This window comes from Georgenia sp. Z1491 (assembly GCF_057652395.1).
Window position 1 is genome coordinate 1,521,121 of record NZ_CM172729.1, and the last position, 17,312, is coordinate 1,538,432.

Genomic DNA, 17,312 nt, shown 5'->3' on the forward strand with positions numbered 1-17,312 from the left:
CTTCACGGCTCTGCGGGCAGCTGGATCGGGGCGTGCGCCCCGCACGAGATGTGTGCCGAGCACCGGCCCGATCGGTTCCGTCGACGCTACCTGCTCCCCGGCCGCGCTGGCGGGGGCTCTGCGGTTGCGTCCAGGATCGCGAGGGGGGGGGGAGGACTCCCCGTCAACGGGGTCACGACTCGTGCTCGATCTCGGTAAAGATCGACGTCCATGACGAGACACCCGACGGCGAGGACCGGCACCACAGCATGAACACCACGAACAGCGGGCACTTCGAGGGCGGAGATTCGCAGGACGCAGTGCTGCTCGTCGTCGATGACGACGCTCGCACGGTCGGCATCGAGCTCGCCGCCGACTGGCCGGAGGTCGTCGCCGAGAAGGACCTCGGTCTCCACCTGGTGGAGGCGCACCGCGCCGCCGTCGCTGCACGTGACACCAGCCAGATGGAGCAGGTGGACCTCGGGGGGTTGCTCGCCAGGTTGCGGACACTGACCACCATGACGCCGGAACAGCTTCGAGAGCACGTCGGAGCTGATGCGGCCGATGCCGCGTGGCGTCCGTCGAGCGCGTCAGGCAACGATGACCTGCTCGATCCCGGGGTACGCGCCGCCCATGCCGAACGGCTCCGAGAGATCCACGGCGAGCCCGACGAGGTGACGTCTCCGGACGGACTACTCACCCTGCAGGGCGTGTCCGGGCGGCCGACCGGACTCACGGTCGCGCGCGGCTGGTCGACGCGCTACGACGTGCAGTCCCAGGCTGCACAGCTCTTCGCGTTGCTCGAGGAGCTGGCTCGACGACACGACGATCGTCTCGCCCAGCTCGACCTCGAGTTCCCGGGCCTGGCCGAACGTCAGCAGGCATCGATCGACCGTGGGCTCGACCTGGTGCGGAGCATCCCGCTGACGGAGAACGACGAAGGACGGAGACAGACCGATGGCTGACATCGAGATCACCTACAGCGTCGTGCGCTCGGTGGCGAGAACCTGGGACACGACGCTCGCCGACGAGTACACGAGGCTCAAGGGCCGGGCGGAGTCGTTCACGGTCGACAGCGGCTCCTGGAGCGGCGGGGTCGGCGGCGTCTATGACTCCATCCGGACGACGATGGCCGCGGTCGCCGGTGGCGGGAGCGACGAGATGGATCTGATGGCGGGCGCGCTGAAGGCCGCGTGTGACCACTACGAGGAGACGGACGAGGAGTCCGAGTACGAGTTCGATACTCGCACCTGACCTCCGCGGTGGGTGTGGATCACCAGGACGACACACTGACGACGAACCGAGAAGAGGACGATATGTCGAGCGCCGAGTTCCTGAGGTCCGAGCTACGCCGAGTCTCGGGCGAGCTGCGTGATGCCGAGGGCGGCCTGCGCAACTTTCCGAACCAGGTCCCGCCGGTGGTCAGCAGTGCGGTCAGTGGCCCCGCGAACGATCTTGCGGACGGCTGCGCGAACGCGTCCGGCGACGCCGATCGCGTCGAGCTGAACGTCCGGGACGACGCCGCGGTGCAGCAGGCGAAGGATGACTGGATCGCGTGGGCGGAGTCCGTGCTCGAGACCATCACGGACTTCCAGACCACCGAGGTCGGACCGCAGCACTGGTCGGCGGACGGTGCCACCGCCTACGCCAACGCCCGCACGCCGCAGAGCGACGCGATGACGTTCATCGAGCAGCACGCCCGCGACATCGCACGTGAGCTGGAGATCTACGGTGAAGCCATCGACGAATTCCGTAACTCGGGCCTGCTGTGGGTCGGGGAGATCGTCCTGCTGCTCGCGTCGATCGTCGCGATCCTCGCCACCCCCGTCACATTCGGGGTCTCGGGCGTCCTCGGCATCGTCGGGCTCGTCGGCTCACTCGTCATGATGGGCTTCACGATCGCCAAGCTCATCGAGCTGGCCAACCAGCTGAAGGACACGACGCCGTTCGACGAGCTGCTCGCCACCATCTCCTCGACCCCGTCCCTCCGTTCGGGTGAGTGGCCCTACGCGCTGAAGGCGCAGGACTGACGAGCGGCAGCTGCTTCCTCACGGTCGGGAGCGGTCGGAACCGGGTCGAGTCGCACGCCGGACGACCAGCACCACGAGCCGCCAGCCGAGGAACCCGGCGGCGAACAGGCCGGCAGCCACGAGCACGAACGTCCACGCGGTGCCGCCGCCGGTGAGTGCGCGCAGTGCCATGCCGATCCCGAGGGTGCCGACCCAGACGACCATCCCGGTGGGCCACAGCGGGGTCGGGGCACGCCACAGCCGACCCGCCACCCACGTGATCGCGAGCGCGGCGAGGAACGGCCACGCAATGCGAGCCAGGTCCCCGGCGCCCCGCTCGTGGGCGTCCGCACCGCCGAGTGTGAAGGCCGCGACCACTGCCACGTCGAGGAGGAGCGCCCACCACACGACGCCACGACGCCGCGCGACCGGTGTCACGCCGTCGGGTCGGGTGGGCGAGGCTCCGGTCCCCGTACGACCGACGTCGTCGTGACGAGCGGGACGGCCCCCGACCCGCTCCCCACCTCTCGTCACGGCAGGCGACCGAGGTGCGCGAGCGCGCGCCGTACGAGGTCGGCGTGCCCCTCGGACATGTCGCCGGTGATCTCCGGTGTGAGCACCTCGCGCGGCGTGAACCAGCTGAGCTCGAGGGTGTCGTTGGACGGGCTGCAGTCGCCCGCGACGGGCACGACGTAGGCGAGCGACACCGCGTGCTGGCGCGGGTCCAGGTAGTGCTCGCCGGGGGTGGGGAAGTACTGACCGATCGCGTACGGCACGGGCGAGACCGGCAGCTGTGGCAGGGCGAGCGGGCCGAGGTCCTTGTCGAGGTGTCGCACGAGGGCCTGACGCACGGTCTCCTGGAACAGGACGCGGCCGGAGACGAGCTCGCGGGTGATCGTCCCCTCGGGGCGGGCACGCAGCAGGAGGCCGACCGCCTCGAGGGTGCCGTTCTCGCCGACCCGCACGGGGACGACGTCGACGTAGAGCATCGGCACCTTGCGGCGCACGAGCTCGAGGTCCTCCTCGGACAGCCAGGGACCCATGTCGTCGGACGCGATGTCGCTCACCCGTCGTTTCTACCCCGGCGGCGGCCTCCGGCGCGACCTGCCACGCGGACGCCGGCGCCGGGCACCCGGGTGCGAGCGAGGTGAAGATCGTGAGCCGCAACCGCGTCGCAGTCGGAAGAACATGGTTACTATCTGCCTACCCCCCTGCGGTATGCACAGCACCCTGTTGTACACACCGTCCTGCTGCACAGCCCCCCGTGAAGGACAGCCCGATGAACCAGCCCGTGTACCCCGGTCCGCACATGGATCAGACCCAGGCACCGACGCCCGACGCACCGCCCGCCGCCGCACCGACGAAGAAGAAGAGGCGATGGGTGCCGTTGACGGCGGCCGCCGTCGCAGGTCTCCTGCTCGGCGTGGGCATCGGGACGTCGCAGGCGAGCGACCCCGCGCTGGTCGAGGCGCGCGAGGAGGCCGAGGCCGAGGCGAGGGACGCCCGAGACGCGCTGGCCGAGGCCGAGGGTGACGCGCAGGATGCCCGTGACGCCTTGGCCGAGGCGGAAGGCGAGGCGGAGGATGCCCGTGACGCCTTGGCCGAGGCGGAGGGCGAGGCGGAGGATGCCCGTGACGCCTTGGCCGACACCCAGGGCGAGGTCGACGCCCTTCAGTCGGAGGTGGACGAGCTGAACGCGGCCGTCGCCGTGGCGGACACGGGCTCCGACAGCGCCGACGACACGACATCGGTGGCGACCGACGAGGACGACGGTGCGGGCGCGCAGGTCGAGGCGCCGCAGCCACCCGCCGCCGGGGAGGCCGACACCTCGGGACGGTCGATCGCGCAGGAGAACGCCGTCGGGTCCGCGGAGAACTACCTCAGCTTCATGTCGTTCTCCCGGCAGGGCCTGATCGACCAGCTGGAGTACGAGGGCTACTCGACCGAGGACGCGACCTACGCCGTGGACAGCCTCTCGGTGGACTGGAACGAGCAGGCGGCGTTGAGCGCCGAGAACTACCTCGACTTCATGTCCTTCTCCCGCCAGGGTCTGATCGATCAGCTCCTCTTCGAGGGGTTCAGCCAGTCGCAGGTCGAGTACGGAGCGGCGGCAGTCGGATACTGACCGCTAGGGGAACGGTGCGCGAGGCGGGACTCGAACCCGCACGCCCGAAGGCACCAGGACCTAAACCTGGCGCGGCTGCCAGTTACGCCACTCGCGCTCGCGGGCTCGCGCCCGCGGAGGAAGAGCCTACGTCGTCGCACGACGCCGAACCGCACGTCGACGCCGAACCGCCGCTACGGCGTCGCCGGATCCGTGAGCCCGAGCTCGCGGGCGAGGAGCGCCATGTGCCCCTTGGCCCGGACGTTGTAGCGCACCCAGCTGACGACCCCGGCCGGGTCGAGCACGACCGTCGAACGGATGAGGCCCGAGTAGGTGCGCCCGTAGTTCTTCTTCTCGCCCCAGGCGCCCCACTGCTCCGAGACCGCGTGGTCCTCGTCGGACAGCAGCGGGAACGGTAGCCCGTCGTCCTCCACGGCCCGGGCCAGCCGCTCGACCGGGTCGGGCGAGATGCCGACGAGGCCGTAGCCCGCGTCGGTGAACACGTCGTACCGGTCACGGGCGTCGCACGCCTGCTGCCGGCACGCGGGGGTCAGCGCCTGCGGGTAGAAGTAGACGACGAGGCCGGCGCTGCCCACGCCCAGCAGCTCCGCGAGGCTGCGGTCGCCCCCGTCGTGTGCCGGCAGGCTGAAGCCGGGCGCGGTGTCGCCGATGGCGAGCCGCGCCCCCGTGGGAGCCGTCACGCCCCGAGCACCTCGCGCAGGCGCGCGACGTGACCGTTCGGGTCGACGCCGTACTCGACGTAGGTCAGTCGCCTCTCGGGGTCGACGACGAACGTCGAGCGCTTGTTGCCCGTCTGCGTGCCGAACGGCGTCTCGTGCGTGCCCCACGTCCCGTAGGCGTCGCCGACGGCGTGGTCCTCGTCGGACGCGAACGGGAACGACACGTGGTTGTCCGCGGCGAACGCCTCGAGGTCCGCGACCGGGTCCGCCGAGATGCCGACGAGCGAGTAGCCGGCGGCCGCCAGCGCCGCCTCGTTGTCCCGGAAGTCGCAGGCCTCCGTGGTGCAGCCGGGGGTGGCGGCCTTCGGGTAGAAGTACACGACAGCACCCTTCCCGGAGCTGACGAGCTCGGAGAGGACGACCCGCGAGCCGTCGTGCGCGGGCAGGTCGAAGTCGGGGGCCAGGTCACCGGTGGCGAGAGATTCCATGTCCCTATCGTGACATCAGGACGGCGGCCCGCGCCGGTGTGCCCGAGGAAGGGCCACGACGACGATGCCCCCGACGACGACCGCGGCGAGCACCGCACCCGTGAGGGCCGGAGACACGGCGAACAGCGGCAGCAGCAGGGGAGCGGCGGCGCCGGCACCGAACTGCGCGGCCTGCATGACGGACGTCGCCCCCGACTCGTTGCTGGGGGTCGAGGCGATGGCCAGGCTGGAGGACAGGATCCGCACGCAGGTGGCGGTCGCTCCGCACAGCGCGAGGGCGAGCACGAGGACCCACAGCGCGGGGGAGACCTGGACGGCGAACGTGGCCGCCGCGAGCACCGCGGACGCGACGGCGCCCATGGTGAGGACGCCGACGCGGTCGGCCCATCCGCCGGCGACCCGCGCCGTCGCGAACCCCGCGACCCCGAAGGCGACGACGACGAGCCCCCGCTGACCCGGGCTCATCCCGAACCGGTCGGTCGCGATGAGCGCCGCGGACAGCACGACGAAGTTCGCGGCGAGCTGCGCGCAGGCCGCCACGACGGTGGTGGACCCGAGGCGCAGGTTGGCCAGCGCCCGCCAGGACCCGACCTCGCGCTCGACCCGGCCCCGCGGCCCGGACGGCGTGAGCACGGCGAGCAGCAGCGCCGCGACGGCCGTGGCGAGGAACGCGATCCGCCAGTCGTAGCCGGCCGCGAGACCACCGGCGAGCGGGGACAGCGCCTGCCCGCCCGCCTGGGCAGCGGCGAGACCGCCGAGCGCGCGGCCCACGTGCCGTCGGTCGCTCGCCGCGACGATGAGCGTGATGAGCACCGGCGTGAGGAAGGCGTTGGCCCCGCCCTGGAGGGCGCGGGCCCCGAGGAAGAGCGGGAGGTTGGGGACCAGGGCGCAGGCCAGGGAGGTGGCCGCGTACACGGCGTAGCCGACCCGGACGACCGTGGCGCGGTCCCACCGGCTCGCCAGGGTGCCCGAGACGAGGAGCAGGACGGCGAACGGTGCGAGGTACCAGGTGATCGACTGCGAGGCGCCGTGGACCGTGGTGCCGAGCCCCTCGGCGAGCTCGGGCAGCATCGTCGTCACCATGCCCCCGCCGAAGGGTCCCATGAAGCCGCCCAGGTAGAGCACCCAGAGCCGCCGGGGGGCGGCGGCGGGTGGGGTGGTCACAGCGTCAGGGTAGGCCGCTGTGCGTGACCTCACGGCCCCGGACCGGGCGACGGACTGGGCCGCCGTGTCCCGCCACGGTAGTGTGATCCCTCGGTTCAGCCGGTGCCCGTCGCCCCACGACGGACCCCAGCACCGAGCACCGCTAGCTCAATCGGCAGAGCAACTGACTCTTAATCAGTGGGTTCTGGGTTCGAGTCCCAGGCGGTGTACCGGCAACGAGGGCCCCGGACGCGGACATCCGCGTCCGGGGCCCTCGTCGTCTCCCCGTGCGCGGCAGGTGGGCACCGGGCAGCGCCGCGGCCCTGTCGACGACGAACGTCGTCTCCCCGTGCGCGGCGGGCGGGCCCCGAGTAGCGTCGTGCCACGGGGACGTGGCGTCGGCCCGGGGGCGCCTCGCAGCGTGCGAGCGCCCGCACCGGGCGGCCCGCGTCCACACCTTGAGGAGGCACGTCATGAGTCACCACGGAAAGCATGTCGCCGACCGCCACGACGGCGAGCACGACGAGGTGGGCGAGTCGCAGCCCAGCGAGTACCAGCACGGCGTGAACCGCCCGGACAACCCGGTGGCCGAGCACGAGGACCGCTCGTCCGCGTTCATGCACGACGGACAGGACGGTGGCGGCGGTACCGGCCGCACGCACGACGGTGGCGTGCTGGGCGGCTCGGGCGTCGAGGGCGACAAGGGGGGCACCCTGCGTCCCGACGAGCCGGACGTCTGACACGACCGCCGATCAGCTGAGCAGATCACCCGTACGACACCATCGAACGAGGGAGAAGCATGATCAGCATCAATGACGTCGGGGGCATCCTCGCCGCGAAGACGCCCGTCCGGGGGAACGACGGCAAGATCGGCACCGTGGGGCAGGTGTTCCTCGACGACTCGAGCAACGACCCCACGTGGATGACCGTCAACACCGGTCTGTTCGGCACCAAGGAGTCGTTCGTCCCGCTGGAGGGGGCGAGCTACGACCACGACGAGATCGTCGTGCCCTTCACGAAGGACCTCGTGAAGGACGCTCCGCGGCTCGACGTGGACGAGAGCCTCAGCCCCGAGCAGGAGAGCGAGCTGTTCGCGCACTACGGGCTCCAGGGCCGGTACGCGGGCTGGGACCAGCAGCCCGGCGTCGCCGACCAGGAGCGTCGTCCGGACATCGACCCGGCGGTCGCCGGTGGAGGTGTCCACGGAGCGCCCCCCGCGGCCGGCTTCCAGGGAGCACCGGCGCAGGGTGCCGACGAGCGCGGCGCGTTCCGCGACGACCGGCCGGACTCCGCGCGTCCCGACGTTCCGACCGCCGACGGGCGCCCGCTCGAGGCCGACGTCTCCACGACCGACGCCGCAGCGGCCCCGGACGAGCGGGTCGCCCCCTCGGCGGGCCCCGGACCCGACCTGCCGCCGGCGGGCGGGCCCGGCACGCACGCCGCCCCGGCGGTGACCGAGCGTCCGGCACCCGAGCCCGTCGCGGGCGCCGAGCCCCGGACCGGGCACGACGTCCCCGCGGGGGCGCGGCCGACGCACGCCGACCACGGCGCTCCCGCGGGCACCGACGCGGCCGGTCAGGCGACCGGACGTGTGCGCCTGCGTCGGTACACCGTGACGGAGACCTTCGCCGAGGACGGCACGCCCGTCACCAGCGAGGACATCCACATCGAGCGTGATCCCGAGGACGCGGACGGCACGGGCGGACCCGGACCGCTCGGCGACGAGGGCGCCGGGCGGCACAGCCGCTGACCCCACGCGGGGGGCCGCCGCTGAACACGGACGGGGCCCGACGACGGAACGCACGTTCCGCCGTCGGGCCCCGTCCTTGTGTCCGGTCGTCCGTGTGCCGGGTCAGCGCTTCCTGCCGCCCATGCGACGACTGCCCTTGCGCATCCCGCCGCCGCGACGCTTCGATGAGCCGCCCGAGGACCGGCGGCGCGAGCGGCCCGAGCCTCCGCCGAAGCGCCCCGAGAACGACCGTGATCCCGAGCCGCCACCGAACGAGCCGCCGAAGCTGCTCCGCCCCGACGAGCCACGACGGCGTCCCGAGCCGCGCCCCCAGCCGGACCGGCGACGCCGATCACGGCCGTAGCCGTCGTCACCGCCGTGCCCTGAGTACCCGCCCGTTCCCAGCCGCCAGAGGATCCTCGCCACGTTGATCACGGCGATGATGACGACGGCGGTGATCACCCACCCCGTCGGGAACGACGCTCCTCCCGTTGTCATGAGGCGCCGCGCCCCTGCCGCGCGCGGAGGTACTGCGCCTCGAGGCCGGACCACCCCTCGTCGGCGGTGCCGGACGGCGCGGGGCCGACGTTCCCGGTCGACGCCTGGTGCCGCAGCTCGAGCATGCGGATCTGGTGCTCCTGGCGGCGCCGCTCCGCGCGCAGCCGGAGGATCCCCTGGACGACCCTGCCGACGATGATCAGCACCATGAGGGCCGGCACGACGTAGAACATGATCGGCGTCGGGCGGTCCGCGAACGGCGAGGCACCGGCAAGCACCGGAGTGGCAAGGACCGGTGAGGCGAGTGCTGAGAGGCTCGGCATGGCGACATGGTGTCACCGGGGCGTCACGCCGGGAACGGTTCCATCGGGGCAGTTCAGACCATCGCCCGCTCTCTGGACGTCACCCGCACCAGCAACCTCGCCGACACCCTTGAGAGCGGTGCCTCGCGGCCTCAGCGGCGCATGACCTTGCGCGCCAGCCAGTTGCCGAAGAACTGCACCGACTGCACGAGGATGACGATGACGATCACCGTGATGACCGTCAGCCACCAGTCGAAGCGCTGGTAGCCGTAGGTCAGGGCGAACGCACCGAGACCGCCGCCGGAGATCATCCCGGCGAGGGCGGACATGTCGACGATGGCGATGAAGATGAACGTGTAGCCGAGGATGAGCGGTCCGAGCGCCTCGGGGATGACGACGGTGCGGATGATCCGCCAGGGCGAGGCGCCCATCGCGCGCGCCGCCTCGATGAGGCCGGGGTCGAGCGCCACGAGGTTCTGCTCGACGATCCGCCCGGTGGCGAACGAGGCCATGATCGACGCCGGCACGATGAACGCCTCCGTGCCGATCCGGGTGCCCACGATCCCGATCGTCACCGGGCCCATCACTGTGAGGAAGATGATGAACGGGATCGGCCGGACGAAGTTCGTCAGGACGTTGAGGAACCCGAACAGCCAGCGGTTGGCGAGCACGCCCCCGCGCCGGGTCGCGTAGAGCAGCGTCCCCAGGACGAGGCCGACCACGCCGCCGATGAGCAGCGTGGTGCCGACGATCTGCAGCGTGACGAGGAAGGCCTCGAGGAAGACGTCCCAGTTGTTCTCCCAGTCGAACGTCATCGCGGGCCCTCCGTCTCGGGCGTGGTCGGGCCGGTCGGCGTGGTCGGACCGGTCGGCGTGGTCGCATCGGTCGGGGTCGTCGGTGCGGGCGGCAGGTCGTTCGGGTCGGGCCCGGCGTCGAGCTCGTGACGCTCGACCTCGGCGACCTCTTCGAGGGCCTCCACGAGCGCCGCCACCCGCTCGGCGTCCCCGGTCAGCGCGAAGGTCAGCGACCCGAGCGGTCGGTTGCCGACGTCGGTGATGCCGCCGTAGACGAGGGCCGACTGCACGCCGGGGTGCTCGCCGAGCGTCCGGGCCAGCACGGCGGACGACCCACGGTTCTCCCGCACGGCCACGGTGGCGAGAACGGCGCCCGGGTGGGTCTCGGCGAGCGCGCGGAGCGTGTCGGTACGCGGCCTGTCGCGCAGCGACGTCGCGACGAAACGGCGGGTCGTGTCGTGCTGGGGGTCGGAGAAGAGGTCGTAGACGGTGCCGGACTCGACGACCTCGCCCAGCTCCATCACCGCGACCCGGTCGCACAGGTGCTTGACGATGTCCATCTCGTGGGTGATGAGGACGATGGTCAGGCCGAGCTCCTCGTTGATGCGGCGGAGCAGGGCGAGCACCTCGCGCGTGGTCTCCGGGTCGAGGGCCGACGTGCACTCGTCGGCCAGCAGGATCCTCGGCCCCGGGGCGAGGGCGCGCGCGATGCCCACGCGCTGCTTCTGCCCGCCCGAGAGCTGGTCGGGGTAGGAGCGGGCCTTGTCGCTCAGCCCGACGAAGTCCAGCAGCTCGGCGACCCGGGCGGTACGCCGCTCCTTCGACCAGCCGGCCAGGCGCAGCGGATAGGCGATGTTCTCGGTGACCGTCTTGCTGTTGAAGAGGTTGAACTGCTGGAAGATCATCCCGATCTCGGGCCGGATCGGGCGGATGCGCCGCTCGGTCAGGCCGGAGATCTCCGTGCCGAGGACGCTCACGCGCCCGTCGGTGACGGGCTCGAGGCCGTTGATGAGCCGGACGAGGGTGGACTTCCCGGCGCCGGACCAGCCGATGACGCCGAAGATCTCACCCTCGGCGACCTCCAGGCTCACGTGACGCACGGCGCGCACGTCGCCGGACTTGCTCGGGAACGTCTTCGACACGTCGTCGAAGGAGATGACTGTGCTCATGGCACCTTTCATGCCGGTGGCGGGGCGCGGTGCTCCGCGCCCCGCCGACGGTGGGCTCTGAGGGTTCTCCGGTCCCTGCCTCGCAGGTGGCAGGGTCAGCCCTCGGCGAGCGAGGCCTGCACCTCGTCGAGGATCTCCTGCAGCTCGGCCGGGTCCTGGTCCGCGATCGAGGCGGTGCCGCCCGAGCTCTCCTGGAGGGCGTCGACGACGCTCTGGTCGTGGAAGAGCTCGACGAGCCGGGCGTAGTTCTCGTTCTCCGCCTCGTCGGCACGGGCGACGAACACGTTGATGTAGGGGCGGGCGCCCTCGGACTCGGCGGAGTCCTCGAAGATCGCATCGGCGGGGGAGAGCCCCGCGTCGCTGACGAAGTCGTTGTTGACGATCGAGGCCGCGACGGAGTCGAGCGCGACGACCGTCTGGTTCGCGTCCATCGGCGCGACGGTCACGCTGGAGGCGCCCTCGTCCACGTCCGTCGGGTCGGGGACGACGCCGGCGTCCTCGTTGAGCACGATCAGCCCGGCCTCCTCCAGGACGAACAGGGCGCGCGCCTGGTTGGTCACGTCGTTGGGGATGGCGATCTCGGAGCCGTCGGGGATCTCCTCGACGTCGGTGAACTCGGTCGAGTACAGGCCGAGCGGGTAGACGGCGGTGGCGCCGATCGGGGTGAGGTCGTCGCCCGTGGCCTCGTTGTGCTGCGCGAGGTAGAGGATGTGCTGAAACTGGTTGAGGTCCAGCGAGCCGTCCGTCAGCGCCGGGTTCGGCTGCGTGTACTCGGTGAAGTCCTGGACCTCGATGTAGATGCCCTCCTCCTCGGCCAGGTCCGTGAAGATGTCCCACTGCGGGTCGGCCGCACCGACGACGCCGATGCGGATGGGGGAGTCCGCGGAGGACCCGCGCTCCCCGTCGCCCTCGTCCTCCGAGGAGCAGGCGGCGAGCGTGAGGGGCAGTGCGGCGGCGAGCGCGAGCAGAGCGGCTGCGCGGTGGGTGCGGCGTGCGGTCATCGTGATCCCTGTCGGTGCGTGGGGCCCGGGGGGTGCCCGGCGGAACGGCAGGACTCTGCGCGGTCCCCGGGGGTGCGCGCTGCCCCCGCCCCCCATGTCTCACATGCTGGTCACGCCGGGGTGACCTGCGCGACGCCGGTCGTCGGCGTGCGTGGCGCCGGGCCGCGCGGCGCCGTGGTCGCGGGTAGATTGCCGAGCATGTCGACGACGCCAGTAGTCACCCTTGCCACGTGGTCCGGAGCGCCGGAGCTCAGCGACGACGAGCGGGAGCTGCCGGCCGCGTTGCGCGCCCGCGGCATCGACGTGCGGGTGCGCGTGTGGGACGACCCGACGGTCGACTGGTCCGAGGCCGGGCTGGTCGTCGTCCGCGGCGTGCGCGACTACGCGCAGAAGCTCGACCAGTTCCTCACGTGGACGAAGTCGTTGCACCGGGTGCTCAACCACCCCGACGTCATGGAGTGGAACACCGACAAGCACTACCTGCTCGAGCTCGAGAAGCGCGGGATGCCGATCATCCCCACGCAGTGGCTCGAGCCCGACGTCGGCTACAGCAAGCACCAGATCCATACGCGGATGCCGGCCGACGGCGACTTCGTGGTCAAGCCCGCGGTCTCCTCCGGCGGGCGCGGGACCGGTCGCTACACGTCCACCGACGCCGCCTCCCGGCAGGAGGCGATCCTGCACGTCGACCGGCAGCTGCGGAAGGGCCGGACCGTCATGGTCCAGCGCTACCTCGACCAGATCGACCGCGAGGGCGAGATCTCCCTCATCTACTTCAACGGCCTCTCCGAGCACATGGTCGTCAAGGAGCCGATGCTCCACCCGTCCTTCCGCTCGGTCGACGACGTCCACGAGGAGGTCGCGTCCTCCCGCGAGGCCTCCGAGGAGGAGTGGCGCTGGGGCGAGCGGATCCGGCGGGCCATCCACGGCTACATCAAGGACCGGCTCGGCCGCGACGAGCAGCTGCTCTACTGCCGGGTCGACCTCGTCCGGGACGGCAAGGGCGGCTTCTACGTCATGGAGATCTCGCTCATCGACGGCTCGCTCTACCTCGGTGCCGTCGACGACGGGCTCGAGGCGTTCGCGGACGCCATCGCCGTGCGCGCGTTCTGGTGACCTGACCGCTCGCCGACCGCCCTGCCCCGGTCCGGGCCGCCTCGGCCCGTCGGGTTGCGGAGGCTGGACCCGGTTGGCACCGTGGCGGGGTGGACCTCTCGGAGCAGATCGCAGCCGTCGGGCGTGCCCTCGAGCCCGGCGACGGTACGCACGTCGTGCTCCTCCAGCAGACCTTCGCGGCGAAGGCCGCCGAGCTGTGGTCGGCGTTCACGGACCCGGCCCGGCTCGAGAGGTGGCTCGAGCCCGTCGAGGGCGACCTGCGCGAGGGGGGCCGCTACCGGCTGACGGGCAGCGGCACCGAGGGCACGATCGAGCGCTGCGTCGAGCCGGGCGCCCTCGACGTGACCTGGGAGTTCGAGGGCGACGTCAGTCGACTGTCGGTGGCGATCGTGCCGTCCGGTGGGGGGACGACGGTGGCCCTGCGGCACACGGTGCCCGACGACGACCACTGGCGCGCGTTCGGACCCGCCGCGACCGGGATCGGCTGGGACGGCGCGTTCCTCGCCCTGGCGCTTCTCCTCGCCGGCGACCCGCGCTCGACCCCGGAGGCGATGGGCGAGTTCAGCACGTCCGAGCCCGGGCTGCGGTTCGCCACCGAGCTGGCACGCGCCTGGGAGTCCGCCCATCTCGCCGCCGGGGCCGACCCCGAGGTGGCGCGTGACGCGGCGGCCCGGGCGGCGGCCTTCTACCGCGGCGAGGAGGAGCCGGGCTGACCCGGGCCCCGAGGACCGGCCGGCCACGGGCCCCCGGGGCTCGCGGCCCGTGCCGCCCCGATCCGTCCGGAGCTACGCGTCCCGGCCGACGTCGTCGATCGTCGACACCACGTGGGCGTCCTCGCCCAGGTCGTGCTCGTGGATCGTCCCCGGCGGGCCGACGAGCCACACTCGCGCGCCGTCGTCGGTCAGGCGGCGGACCACGTCGCCGAGCATGCGGGTGGCGGTCGGGTCGACCGACGTCGTCGAGCTCGTGTCGATGACGACGACCGGGTGCGACGGCGGGTTCTCCGAGATCACCCGCGTGACGGCCTCGACGCTCGAGAACCGCAGCGGTCCCTGCAGCTCGTAGCAGGTCGCCGAGGCGCCGCCGCCCAGGTCGAGCGTCCGGCGGCCGCGGATCACGGACCTCGTGAGCGGCGGGACGGACATGAGGTGCAGGCCGAAGTCGTGGCTGAGCCGCTCGAAGATCTCCACGCCGCGGGCGCTCGACCCGTGCTCGTCGAGCGGGGGAGAGAACGAGGCGACGCCGAGCTGCCCGGGCAGCGCGCCGATGAGTCCGCCGCCGACACCGCTCTTGGCCGGGATGCCGACGTCGGTGATCCAGTCGCCGGCCGCGTCGTACATCCCGCACGCGAGCATGACCGACAGCGTCTGGCGCACGACCGTGCCCGGTACGACCTGCTCCCCCGTGACGGGGTTCGTCCCGCCGTTGGCGAGGGTGGCCGCCATGACCGACAGGTCCCGCGCGCTCGCCCGCACCGCGCACTGGCGGACGTATCCGCGTACGGCGGCGTGCGCGTCGGTCCCGAGGATCCCGTAGCCGGCCAGCATGTGCGCGATCGAGTAGTTGCGGTGGGCGGTGCCCATCTCGGACTCGAACACCGTCTCTTCCACATCGAGGCGCCGCCCGGCGAACGCGGACAGGCCGTCGAGGATGACCGCCTCCCGGTCCGCGTCCGTGAGCCCCGGGTCGCCGACGAGGGTGTTCGTGGCGATGGCGCCGGCGTTGATCATCGGATTGTAGGGACGCTTGGAGACCTCCTCGAGGGTCATCTCGTTGAAGGCCTCCCCGGTGGGCTCGACGCCGACCTTCGCCTCGACGGCGGAGATCCCCCGGTCGCGCAGGGCCAGGGCGTACACGAACGGCTTGGACACGGACTGGATCGAGAGCAGGGTGTCGGCGTCACCGGACGTGTAGGTGACCCCGTCCGTGGTCGTCAGCGCCAGGCCGAGGAGGCCGGGGTCGACCCGGGCGAGCTCGGGTATGTAGGTGGCCTGCTCCCCGCGGGCCGGCCCGATGGCCGTCGCGGCGAGGATCTCGTCGAGGTACTCGGCGACCGGGGAGCGCATGGCACCATCGTCACATGACCGATCCCTACGCACCGTCGACGAACGGGGGCGACGGGCGGGCGTGGGTCGTGCCGGTCGTCGTCGGGCTCGCCGCGGTCGCCGCCTTCCTCGGCTTCTGGTGGGGGCACTCCGACGCCACCGCGCACGGCCTCGACGAGGACGGAGTGCGCGCCGCCGCGCTGGTCGTGGGCGGGGCGGCCGCGGTCGGGGCGTTCGGCGTCGGCAACATCGTGGCGCTCCTGCTCGCCCGTGCACCGGGCCGACGGATCTCGGCCGGGGTCACGTTCGGCCTGTCCGTGGCGCTCATCGTGGTCGCCGCCGTGCTGGTCCTCGTGCTCTATCCCGTCATGCTCGAGCGGTAGCGGACGCTCCCGTCGGCTGAGTGCTCACCCGCCGACGCGGTGGCGGACCGGTGGAACATGTCCGTACCGCCCGCGGTTGTCCCCCACATGGAACCCACCGCCGTGCTGTACGAGGGGACACCGGGTGACCGCCTGCTGACCGACGGCCTGACCGTCGTCGGGGCGGAGGCTGCCGACGTCGTCCCCGAAGCCCTGCGACTCGTCGGGGAGGGGTGGGCGCGGCTCGAGCTCTGCGGCGGGCTCCCGGTCGACGTCGCGGCAGAGGTCCGGGCTGCTCTCGCGGGAGACGACCGCCCGGACCCGGTGCGGCTCGGCCTCAACCGGTACGGCTTCGAGTCGCTCGAGCTCATCGCCGACTTCAAGGCGGCGTTCGGGCGCGGCGAGGTCCGTCCGCAGGTGTTCCTGGTCCCCGCGCGCGACGGCGTGGAGCGTGTGGAGCATCCTGACGCGACGATCATCCCCGTCGGGTCGCTCTGGGAGACGGAGGGGCTGGCTGTCGATCTCGCCGGAGCAGGCGTCGGGATGATCGAGCTCTACGGGGGCCTGGGTACCGACCACGCTGCCGCCGTGTGGCGCGGTTCCGGCGGACGCATCCCCGTCGGGTTCGTCGGTTACGACGACTGATCGCGACGAACGTGCCTGGGCGTGCGTCGCGCGGGTCGGCCCCGCCGGCGGGGCACGGTCCGGCCCTCCCGGAAGGGAACGGCCCGAGGCGCCCTCGGTATGATCGGAGTGTCCGCGTCAGGCGGGTGAGCACGGTATCTCGGCGCCCGGCGCGGGGTGGTGCGGGCACCTTCGCCCGCACCGGAGCCGAGGAGGCGCACCATGACCACGGACCCGTCGAGGGACGACGCAGAGTTCCCCCAGGACGCCCCGGCCGCGGGTGCCGGGCCGATGTCGCACGAGGACCCGACCGCCGCTCGCCTTGAGCGCAGGCGCATCACCCAGGCGGACGCCGACCGGGCGAGCACCCGTAACCGGTACTGGTTGGTGGCGGTCATCGTCGCCGCCGCCGTCTCGGCGGCCTACTTCGGATTCACCTGGGCCGAGGTCGAGGCAGCGAACGGCGGAGCGGACGAGCAGGTGGCGACCGACGCCGGGGTGGCGGCGGCGCTCGCGGCCCTGCTCGGGGTGCTGGGGGTGGGGCTGCTGCTCCTGGCCCTGGTGGTGCGCGGGCGCGCCGCGACCAGGATCACTCTTGTTGTCGCCGCGCTCGTGTCGCTCGCCGTCGCGGCCGTCCTGGCGCTGTGGGTGTATCCGGCCGTGCTCGACGGATGAGCCCGACGGGCGCGACGCCCCTCAGGCCGGCTCGACGGTGAAGAGGCCGGGGTAGTCGACCACGAGCCCCTGGTCGTCGACCGTGATCTCGCGGGTGAAGTCGGAGTCCATCGACTCGTAGAGGTACAGGTGGGTGTCGAGCCGCGTGTACCGCTGCGGGTCGGTCGTCACCTCCAGCGACGGCGTGTCGACGTAGGCGCAGACGATCTCCGCGGAGGCGCCGAGGTCGAGGTCGAGTCGCCGGATCGGCAGGGTGTTGGTGAACGGGCTGAACGACAGGTCGATGTCGACCGCGTCCGCGAGGTCCTCGCGGTCTTGCGCGTCGACGCTCCAGACGCCGGCGGGGGAGCGGTGGACCGACAGCGCACGGCCGTCGCCGGAGCCGACCGTGAGGTGGAGGAAGTCCCAGTCGTGGGTGAGGCTCGCCCGGTAGGAGTAGCGCTCCTGGCCGACCTCGACGGCACCGACGGCGACCAGGCTCGCCGCGTGGTGGAGCTCGAGGTCCTCGTGCCCCTCCTGGTCGAGCCGGGTCCACCTGCGGGTCAGCGAGTGCATTGGGGTCCTTCGAACGACGGGCGGCGGGCACCCTGAGCG

At 72.1% G+C, this 17,312-nt stretch carries 23 protein-coding genes and 2 tRNA genes; 12 read left to right on the plus strand and 13 right to left on the minus strand.

Annotated features, from left to right (window positions below; translation table 11 throughout):
- The first annotated feature begins 248 nt into the window (after positions 1-248).
- The 3 genes from AC24HA_RS07130 to AC24HA_RS07140 all read left to right on the plus strand — a co-directional run bounded on the left by AC24HA_RS07130 (position 249) and on the right by AC24HA_RS07140 (position 2,009).
- Positions 249-944 (plus strand): hypothetical protein, encoded by a 696-nt coding sequence (locus AC24HA_RS07130; RefSeq protein ID WP_425708602.1) that lies wholly within the window; start codon positions 249-251, stop codon positions 942-944.
- Complete coding sequence (locus tag AC24HA_RS07135; protein ID WP_425708601.1) at positions 937-1,233, plus strand: hypothetical protein; 297 nt, start codon at positions 937-939, stop codon at positions 1,231-1,233. The genes AC24HA_RS07130 and AC24HA_RS07135 overlap by 8 nt, the downstream gene beginning before the upstream one ends.
- A 62-nt stretch (positions 1,234-1,295) precedes the next feature.
- The gene (locus AC24HA_RS07140) at positions 1,296-2,009 is read left to right on the plus strand and encodes a hypothetical protein (protein WP_425708600.1); all 714 of its coding nucleotides are present in this window, start codon (positions 1,296-1,298) and stop codon (positions 2,007-2,009) included.
- 18 nt (positions 2,010-2,027) lie between these two features.
- Here the strand turns inward: AC24HA_RS07140 and AC24HA_RS07145 are convergent, their stop codons facing one another.
- Both AC24HA_RS07145 and AC24HA_RS07150 read right to left on the minus strand, forming a co-directional pair.
- Positions 2,028-2,426, minus strand: coding sequence for a DUF3054 domain-containing protein (locus tag AC24HA_RS07145; protein WP_425708599.1), 399 nt, complete (start codon positions 2,424-2,426; stop codon positions 2,028-2,030).
- A gap of 92 nt (positions 2,427-2,518) precedes the next feature.
- On the minus strand, positions 2,519-3,055 hold the full coding sequence (locus AC24HA_RS07150) for a DUF4916 domain-containing protein (RefSeq protein ID WP_425708598.1): 537 nt from the start codon (positions 3,053-3,055) through the stop codon (positions 2,519-2,521).
- Positions 3,056-3,267: 212 nt separating this feature from the next.
- On the opposite strand from AC24HA_RS07150, the gene AC24HA_RS07155 reads away from it, so the two are divergent.
- Positions 3,268-4,113 carry an Ltp family lipoprotein gene (locus AC24HA_RS07155; protein WP_425708597.1) on the plus strand — a complete coding sequence of 282 codons (846 nt, stop codon included), beginning with the start codon at positions 3,268-3,270 and terminating at the stop codon, positions 4,111-4,113.
- A gap of 15 nt (positions 4,114-4,128) precedes the next feature.
- Here AC24HA_RS07155 and AC24HA_RS07160 read toward each other — a convergent pair.
- The 4 genes from AC24HA_RS07160 to AC24HA_RS07175 form a co-directional block, all read right to left on the minus strand.
- Positions 4,129-4,210: transfer RNA gene (locus AC24HA_RS07160), tRNA-Leu, on the minus strand.
- A 76-nt stretch (positions 4,211-4,286) separates the two neighbouring features.
- Positions 4,287-4,793, minus strand: a complete 507-nt coding sequence (locus AC24HA_RS07165; protein WP_425708596.1) for a peroxiredoxin — start codon at positions 4,791-4,793, stop codon at positions 4,287-4,289.
- Positions 4,790-5,260, minus strand: a complete 471-nt coding sequence (locus AC24HA_RS07170; RefSeq protein WP_425708595.1) for a peroxiredoxin — start codon at positions 5,258-5,260, stop codon at positions 4,790-4,792. Before AC24HA_RS07170 ends, AC24HA_RS07165 begins: the two co-directional genes overlap by 4 nt.
- Positions 5,261-5,275: 15 nt before the next feature.
- On the minus strand, positions 5,276-6,424 hold the full coding sequence (locus tag AC24HA_RS07175; RefSeq protein ID WP_425708594.1) for an MFS transporter: 1,149 nt from the start codon (positions 6,422-6,424) through the stop codon (positions 5,276-5,278).
- A 136-nt stretch (positions 6,425-6,560) separates the two neighbouring features.
- Here AC24HA_RS07175 and AC24HA_RS07180 point away from each other — a divergent pair.
- The 3 genes from AC24HA_RS07180 (at position 6,561) to AC24HA_RS07190 (ending at position 8,153) form a co-directional block, all read left to right on the plus strand.
- Positions 6,561-6,633: transfer RNA gene (locus AC24HA_RS07180), tRNA-Lys, on the plus strand.
- A 243-nt stretch (positions 6,634-6,876) separates the two neighbouring features.
- Positions 6,877-7,143, plus strand: a complete 267-nt coding sequence (locus AC24HA_RS07185; RefSeq protein WP_425708593.1) for a hypothetical protein — start codon at positions 6,877-6,879, stop codon at positions 7,141-7,143.
- A gap of 59 nt (positions 7,144-7,202) precedes the next feature.
- Positions 7,203-8,153 (plus strand): PRC-barrel domain-containing protein, encoded by a 951-nt coding sequence (locus tag AC24HA_RS07190; protein ID WP_425708592.1) that lies wholly within the window; start codon positions 7,203-7,205, stop codon positions 8,151-8,153.
- 102 nt (positions 8,154-8,255) lie between these two features.
- Here AC24HA_RS07190 and AC24HA_RS07195 read toward each other — a convergent pair whose 3' ends face one another.
- From AC24HA_RS07195 to AC24HA_RS07215, 5 genes are all read right to left on the minus strand, one after another.
- Positions 8,256-8,630, minus strand: a complete 375-nt coding sequence (locus tag AC24HA_RS07195) for a hypothetical protein (protein ID WP_425708591.1) — start codon at positions 8,628-8,630, stop codon at positions 8,256-8,258.
- Entirely contained in the window at positions 8,627-8,953 is a 327-nt protein-coding gene (locus AC24HA_RS07200; RefSeq protein WP_425708590.1) for a hypothetical protein, read from the minus strand. The genes AC24HA_RS07195 and AC24HA_RS07200 overlap by 4 nt, the downstream gene beginning before the upstream one ends.
- A 131-nt stretch (positions 8,954-9,084) precedes the next feature.
- Complete coding sequence (locus tag AC24HA_RS07205; protein ID WP_425708589.1) at positions 9,085-9,747, minus strand: methionine ABC transporter permease; 663 nt, start codon at positions 9,745-9,747, stop codon at positions 9,085-9,087.
- Entirely contained in the window at positions 9,744-10,895 is a 1,152-nt protein-coding gene (locus AC24HA_RS07210) for a methionine ABC transporter ATP-binding protein (protein ID WP_425708588.1), read from the minus strand. Before AC24HA_RS07210 ends, AC24HA_RS07205 begins: the two co-directional genes overlap by 4 nt.
- A 95-nt stretch (positions 10,896-10,990) precedes the next feature.
- Positions 10,991-11,896: a MetQ/NlpA family ABC transporter substrate-binding protein gene (locus tag AC24HA_RS07215; RefSeq protein ID WP_425708587.1), complete on the minus strand. Its 906-nt coding sequence runs from the start codon at positions 11,894-11,896 to the stop codon at positions 10,991-10,993.
- Between the two features lie 198 nt (positions 11,897-12,094).
- Between AC24HA_RS07215 and AC24HA_RS07220 the strand changes: the two genes are divergently transcribed.
- Complete coding sequence (locus AC24HA_RS07220; protein WP_425708586.1) at positions 12,095-13,012, plus strand: ATP-grasp domain-containing protein; 918 nt, start codon at positions 12,095-12,097, stop codon at positions 13,010-13,012.
- A gap of 89 nt (positions 13,013-13,101) precedes the next feature.
- Positions 13,102-13,725: an SRPBCC domain-containing protein gene (locus tag AC24HA_RS07225; RefSeq protein ID WP_425708585.1), complete on the plus strand. Its 624-nt coding sequence runs from the start codon at positions 13,102-13,104 to the stop codon at positions 13,723-13,725.
- A 72-nt stretch (positions 13,726-13,797) separates the two neighbouring features.
- Here the strand turns inward: AC24HA_RS07225 and AC24HA_RS07230 are convergent, their stop codons facing one another.
- A complete protein-coding gene (locus AC24HA_RS07230) occupies positions 13,798-15,078 on the minus strand; it encodes a glutaminase (protein ID WP_425708584.1) in 1,281 nt (426 codons plus the stop codon).
- A 14-nt stretch (positions 15,079-15,092) separates the two neighbouring features.
- Here AC24HA_RS07230 and AC24HA_RS07235 point away from each other — a divergent pair, with 14 nt between their 5' ends.
- The 3 genes from AC24HA_RS07235 (at position 15,093) to AC24HA_RS07245 (ending at position 16,718) form a co-directional block, all read left to right on the plus strand.
- Positions 15,093-15,440 carry a hypothetical protein gene (locus AC24HA_RS07235; RefSeq protein WP_425708583.1) on the plus strand — a complete coding sequence of 116 codons (348 nt, stop codon included), beginning with the start codon at positions 15,093-15,095 and terminating at the stop codon, positions 15,438-15,440.
- A gap of 87 nt (positions 15,441-15,527) precedes the next feature.
- The gene (locus tag AC24HA_RS07240; RefSeq protein ID WP_425708582.1) at positions 15,528-16,064 is read left to right on the plus strand and encodes a DUF6506 family protein; all 537 of its coding nucleotides are present in this window, start codon (positions 15,528-15,530) and stop codon (positions 16,062-16,064) included.
- Between the two features lie 201 nt (positions 16,065-16,265).
- Entirely contained in the window at positions 16,266-16,718 is a 453-nt protein-coding gene (locus AC24HA_RS07245; protein WP_425708581.1) for a hypothetical protein, read from the plus strand.
- Positions 16,719-16,739: 21 nt separating this feature from the next.
- Here AC24HA_RS07245 and AC24HA_RS07250 read toward each other — a convergent pair whose 3' ends face one another.
- Positions 16,740-17,273 (minus strand): putative glycolipid-binding domain-containing protein, encoded by a 534-nt coding sequence (locus AC24HA_RS07250; protein WP_425708580.1) that lies wholly within the window; start codon positions 17,271-17,273, stop codon positions 16,740-16,742.
- Between the last annotated feature and the right edge of the window lie 39 nt (positions 17,274-17,312).

Bases quoted from the DNA above. Each gene is read 5' to 3' on its own strand.
- AC24HA_RS07250 (WP_425708580.1), bottom strand. From the start codon at position 17,273: ATGCACTCGCTGACCCGCAGGTGGACCCGGCTCGACCAGGAGGGGCAC.
- AC24HA_RS07140 (WP_425708600.1), top strand. From the start codon at position 1,296: ATGTCGAGCGCCGAGTTCCTGAGGTCCGAGCTACGCCGAGTCTCGGGC.
- AC24HA_RS07230 (WP_425708584.1), bottom strand. From the start codon at position 15,078: ATGCGCTCCCCGGTCGCCGAGTACCTCGACGAGATCCTCGCCGCGACG.
- AC24HA_RS07195 (WP_425708591.1), bottom strand. From the start codon at position 8,630: ATGACAACGGGAGGAGCGTCGTTCCCGACGGGGTGGGTGATCACCGCC.
- AC24HA_RS07135 (WP_425708601.1), top strand. From the start codon at position 937: ATGGCTGACATCGAGATCACCTACAGCGTCGTGCGCTCGGTGGCGAGA.
- AC24HA_RS07210 (WP_425708588.1), bottom strand. From the start codon at position 10,895: ATGAGCACAGTCATCTCCTTCGACGACGTGTCGAAGACGTTCCCGAGC.
- AC24HA_RS07235 (WP_425708583.1), top strand. From the start codon at position 15,093: ATGACCGATCCCTACGCACCGTCGACGAACGGGGGCGACGGGCGGGCG.
- AC24HA_RS07205 (WP_425708589.1), bottom strand. From the start codon at position 9,747: ATGACGTTCGACTGGGAGAACAACTGGGACGTCTTCCTCGAGGCCTTC.
- AC24HA_RS07200 (WP_425708590.1), bottom strand. From the start codon at position 8,953: ATGCCGAGCCTCTCAGCACTCGCCTCACCGGTCCTTGCCACTCCGGTG.
- AC24HA_RS07130 (WP_425708602.1), top strand. From the start codon at position 249: ATGAACACCACGAACAGCGGGCACTTCGAGGGCGGAGATTCGCAGGAC.
- AC24HA_RS07220 (WP_425708586.1), top strand. From the start codon at position 12,095: ATGTCGACGACGCCAGTAGTCACCCTTGCCACGTGGTCCGGAGCGCCG.
- AC24HA_RS07240 (WP_425708582.1), top strand. From the start codon at position 15,528: ATGGAACCCACCGCCGTGCTGTACGAGGGGACACCGGGTGACCGCCTG.
- AC24HA_RS07215 (WP_425708587.1), bottom strand. From the start codon at position 11,896: ATGACCGCACGCCGCACCCACCGCGCAGCCGCTCTGCTCGCGCTCGCC.
- AC24HA_RS07170 (WP_425708595.1), bottom strand. From the start codon at position 5,260: ATGGAATCTCTCGCCACCGGTGACCTGGCCCCCGACTTCGACCTGCCC.
- AC24HA_RS07245 (WP_425708581.1), top strand. From the start codon at position 16,266: ATGACCACGGACCCGTCGAGGGACGACGCAGAGTTCCCCCAGGACGCC.
- AC24HA_RS07190 (WP_425708592.1), top strand. From the start codon at position 7,203: ATGATCAGCATCAATGACGTCGGGGGCATCCTCGCCGCGAAGACGCCC.
- AC24HA_RS07155 (WP_425708597.1), top strand. From the start codon at position 3,268: ATGAACCAGCCCGTGTACCCCGGTCCGCACATGGATCAGACCCAGGCA.
- AC24HA_RS07185 (WP_425708593.1), top strand. From the start codon at position 6,877: ATGAGTCACCACGGAAAGCATGTCGCCGACCGCCACGACGGCGAGCAC.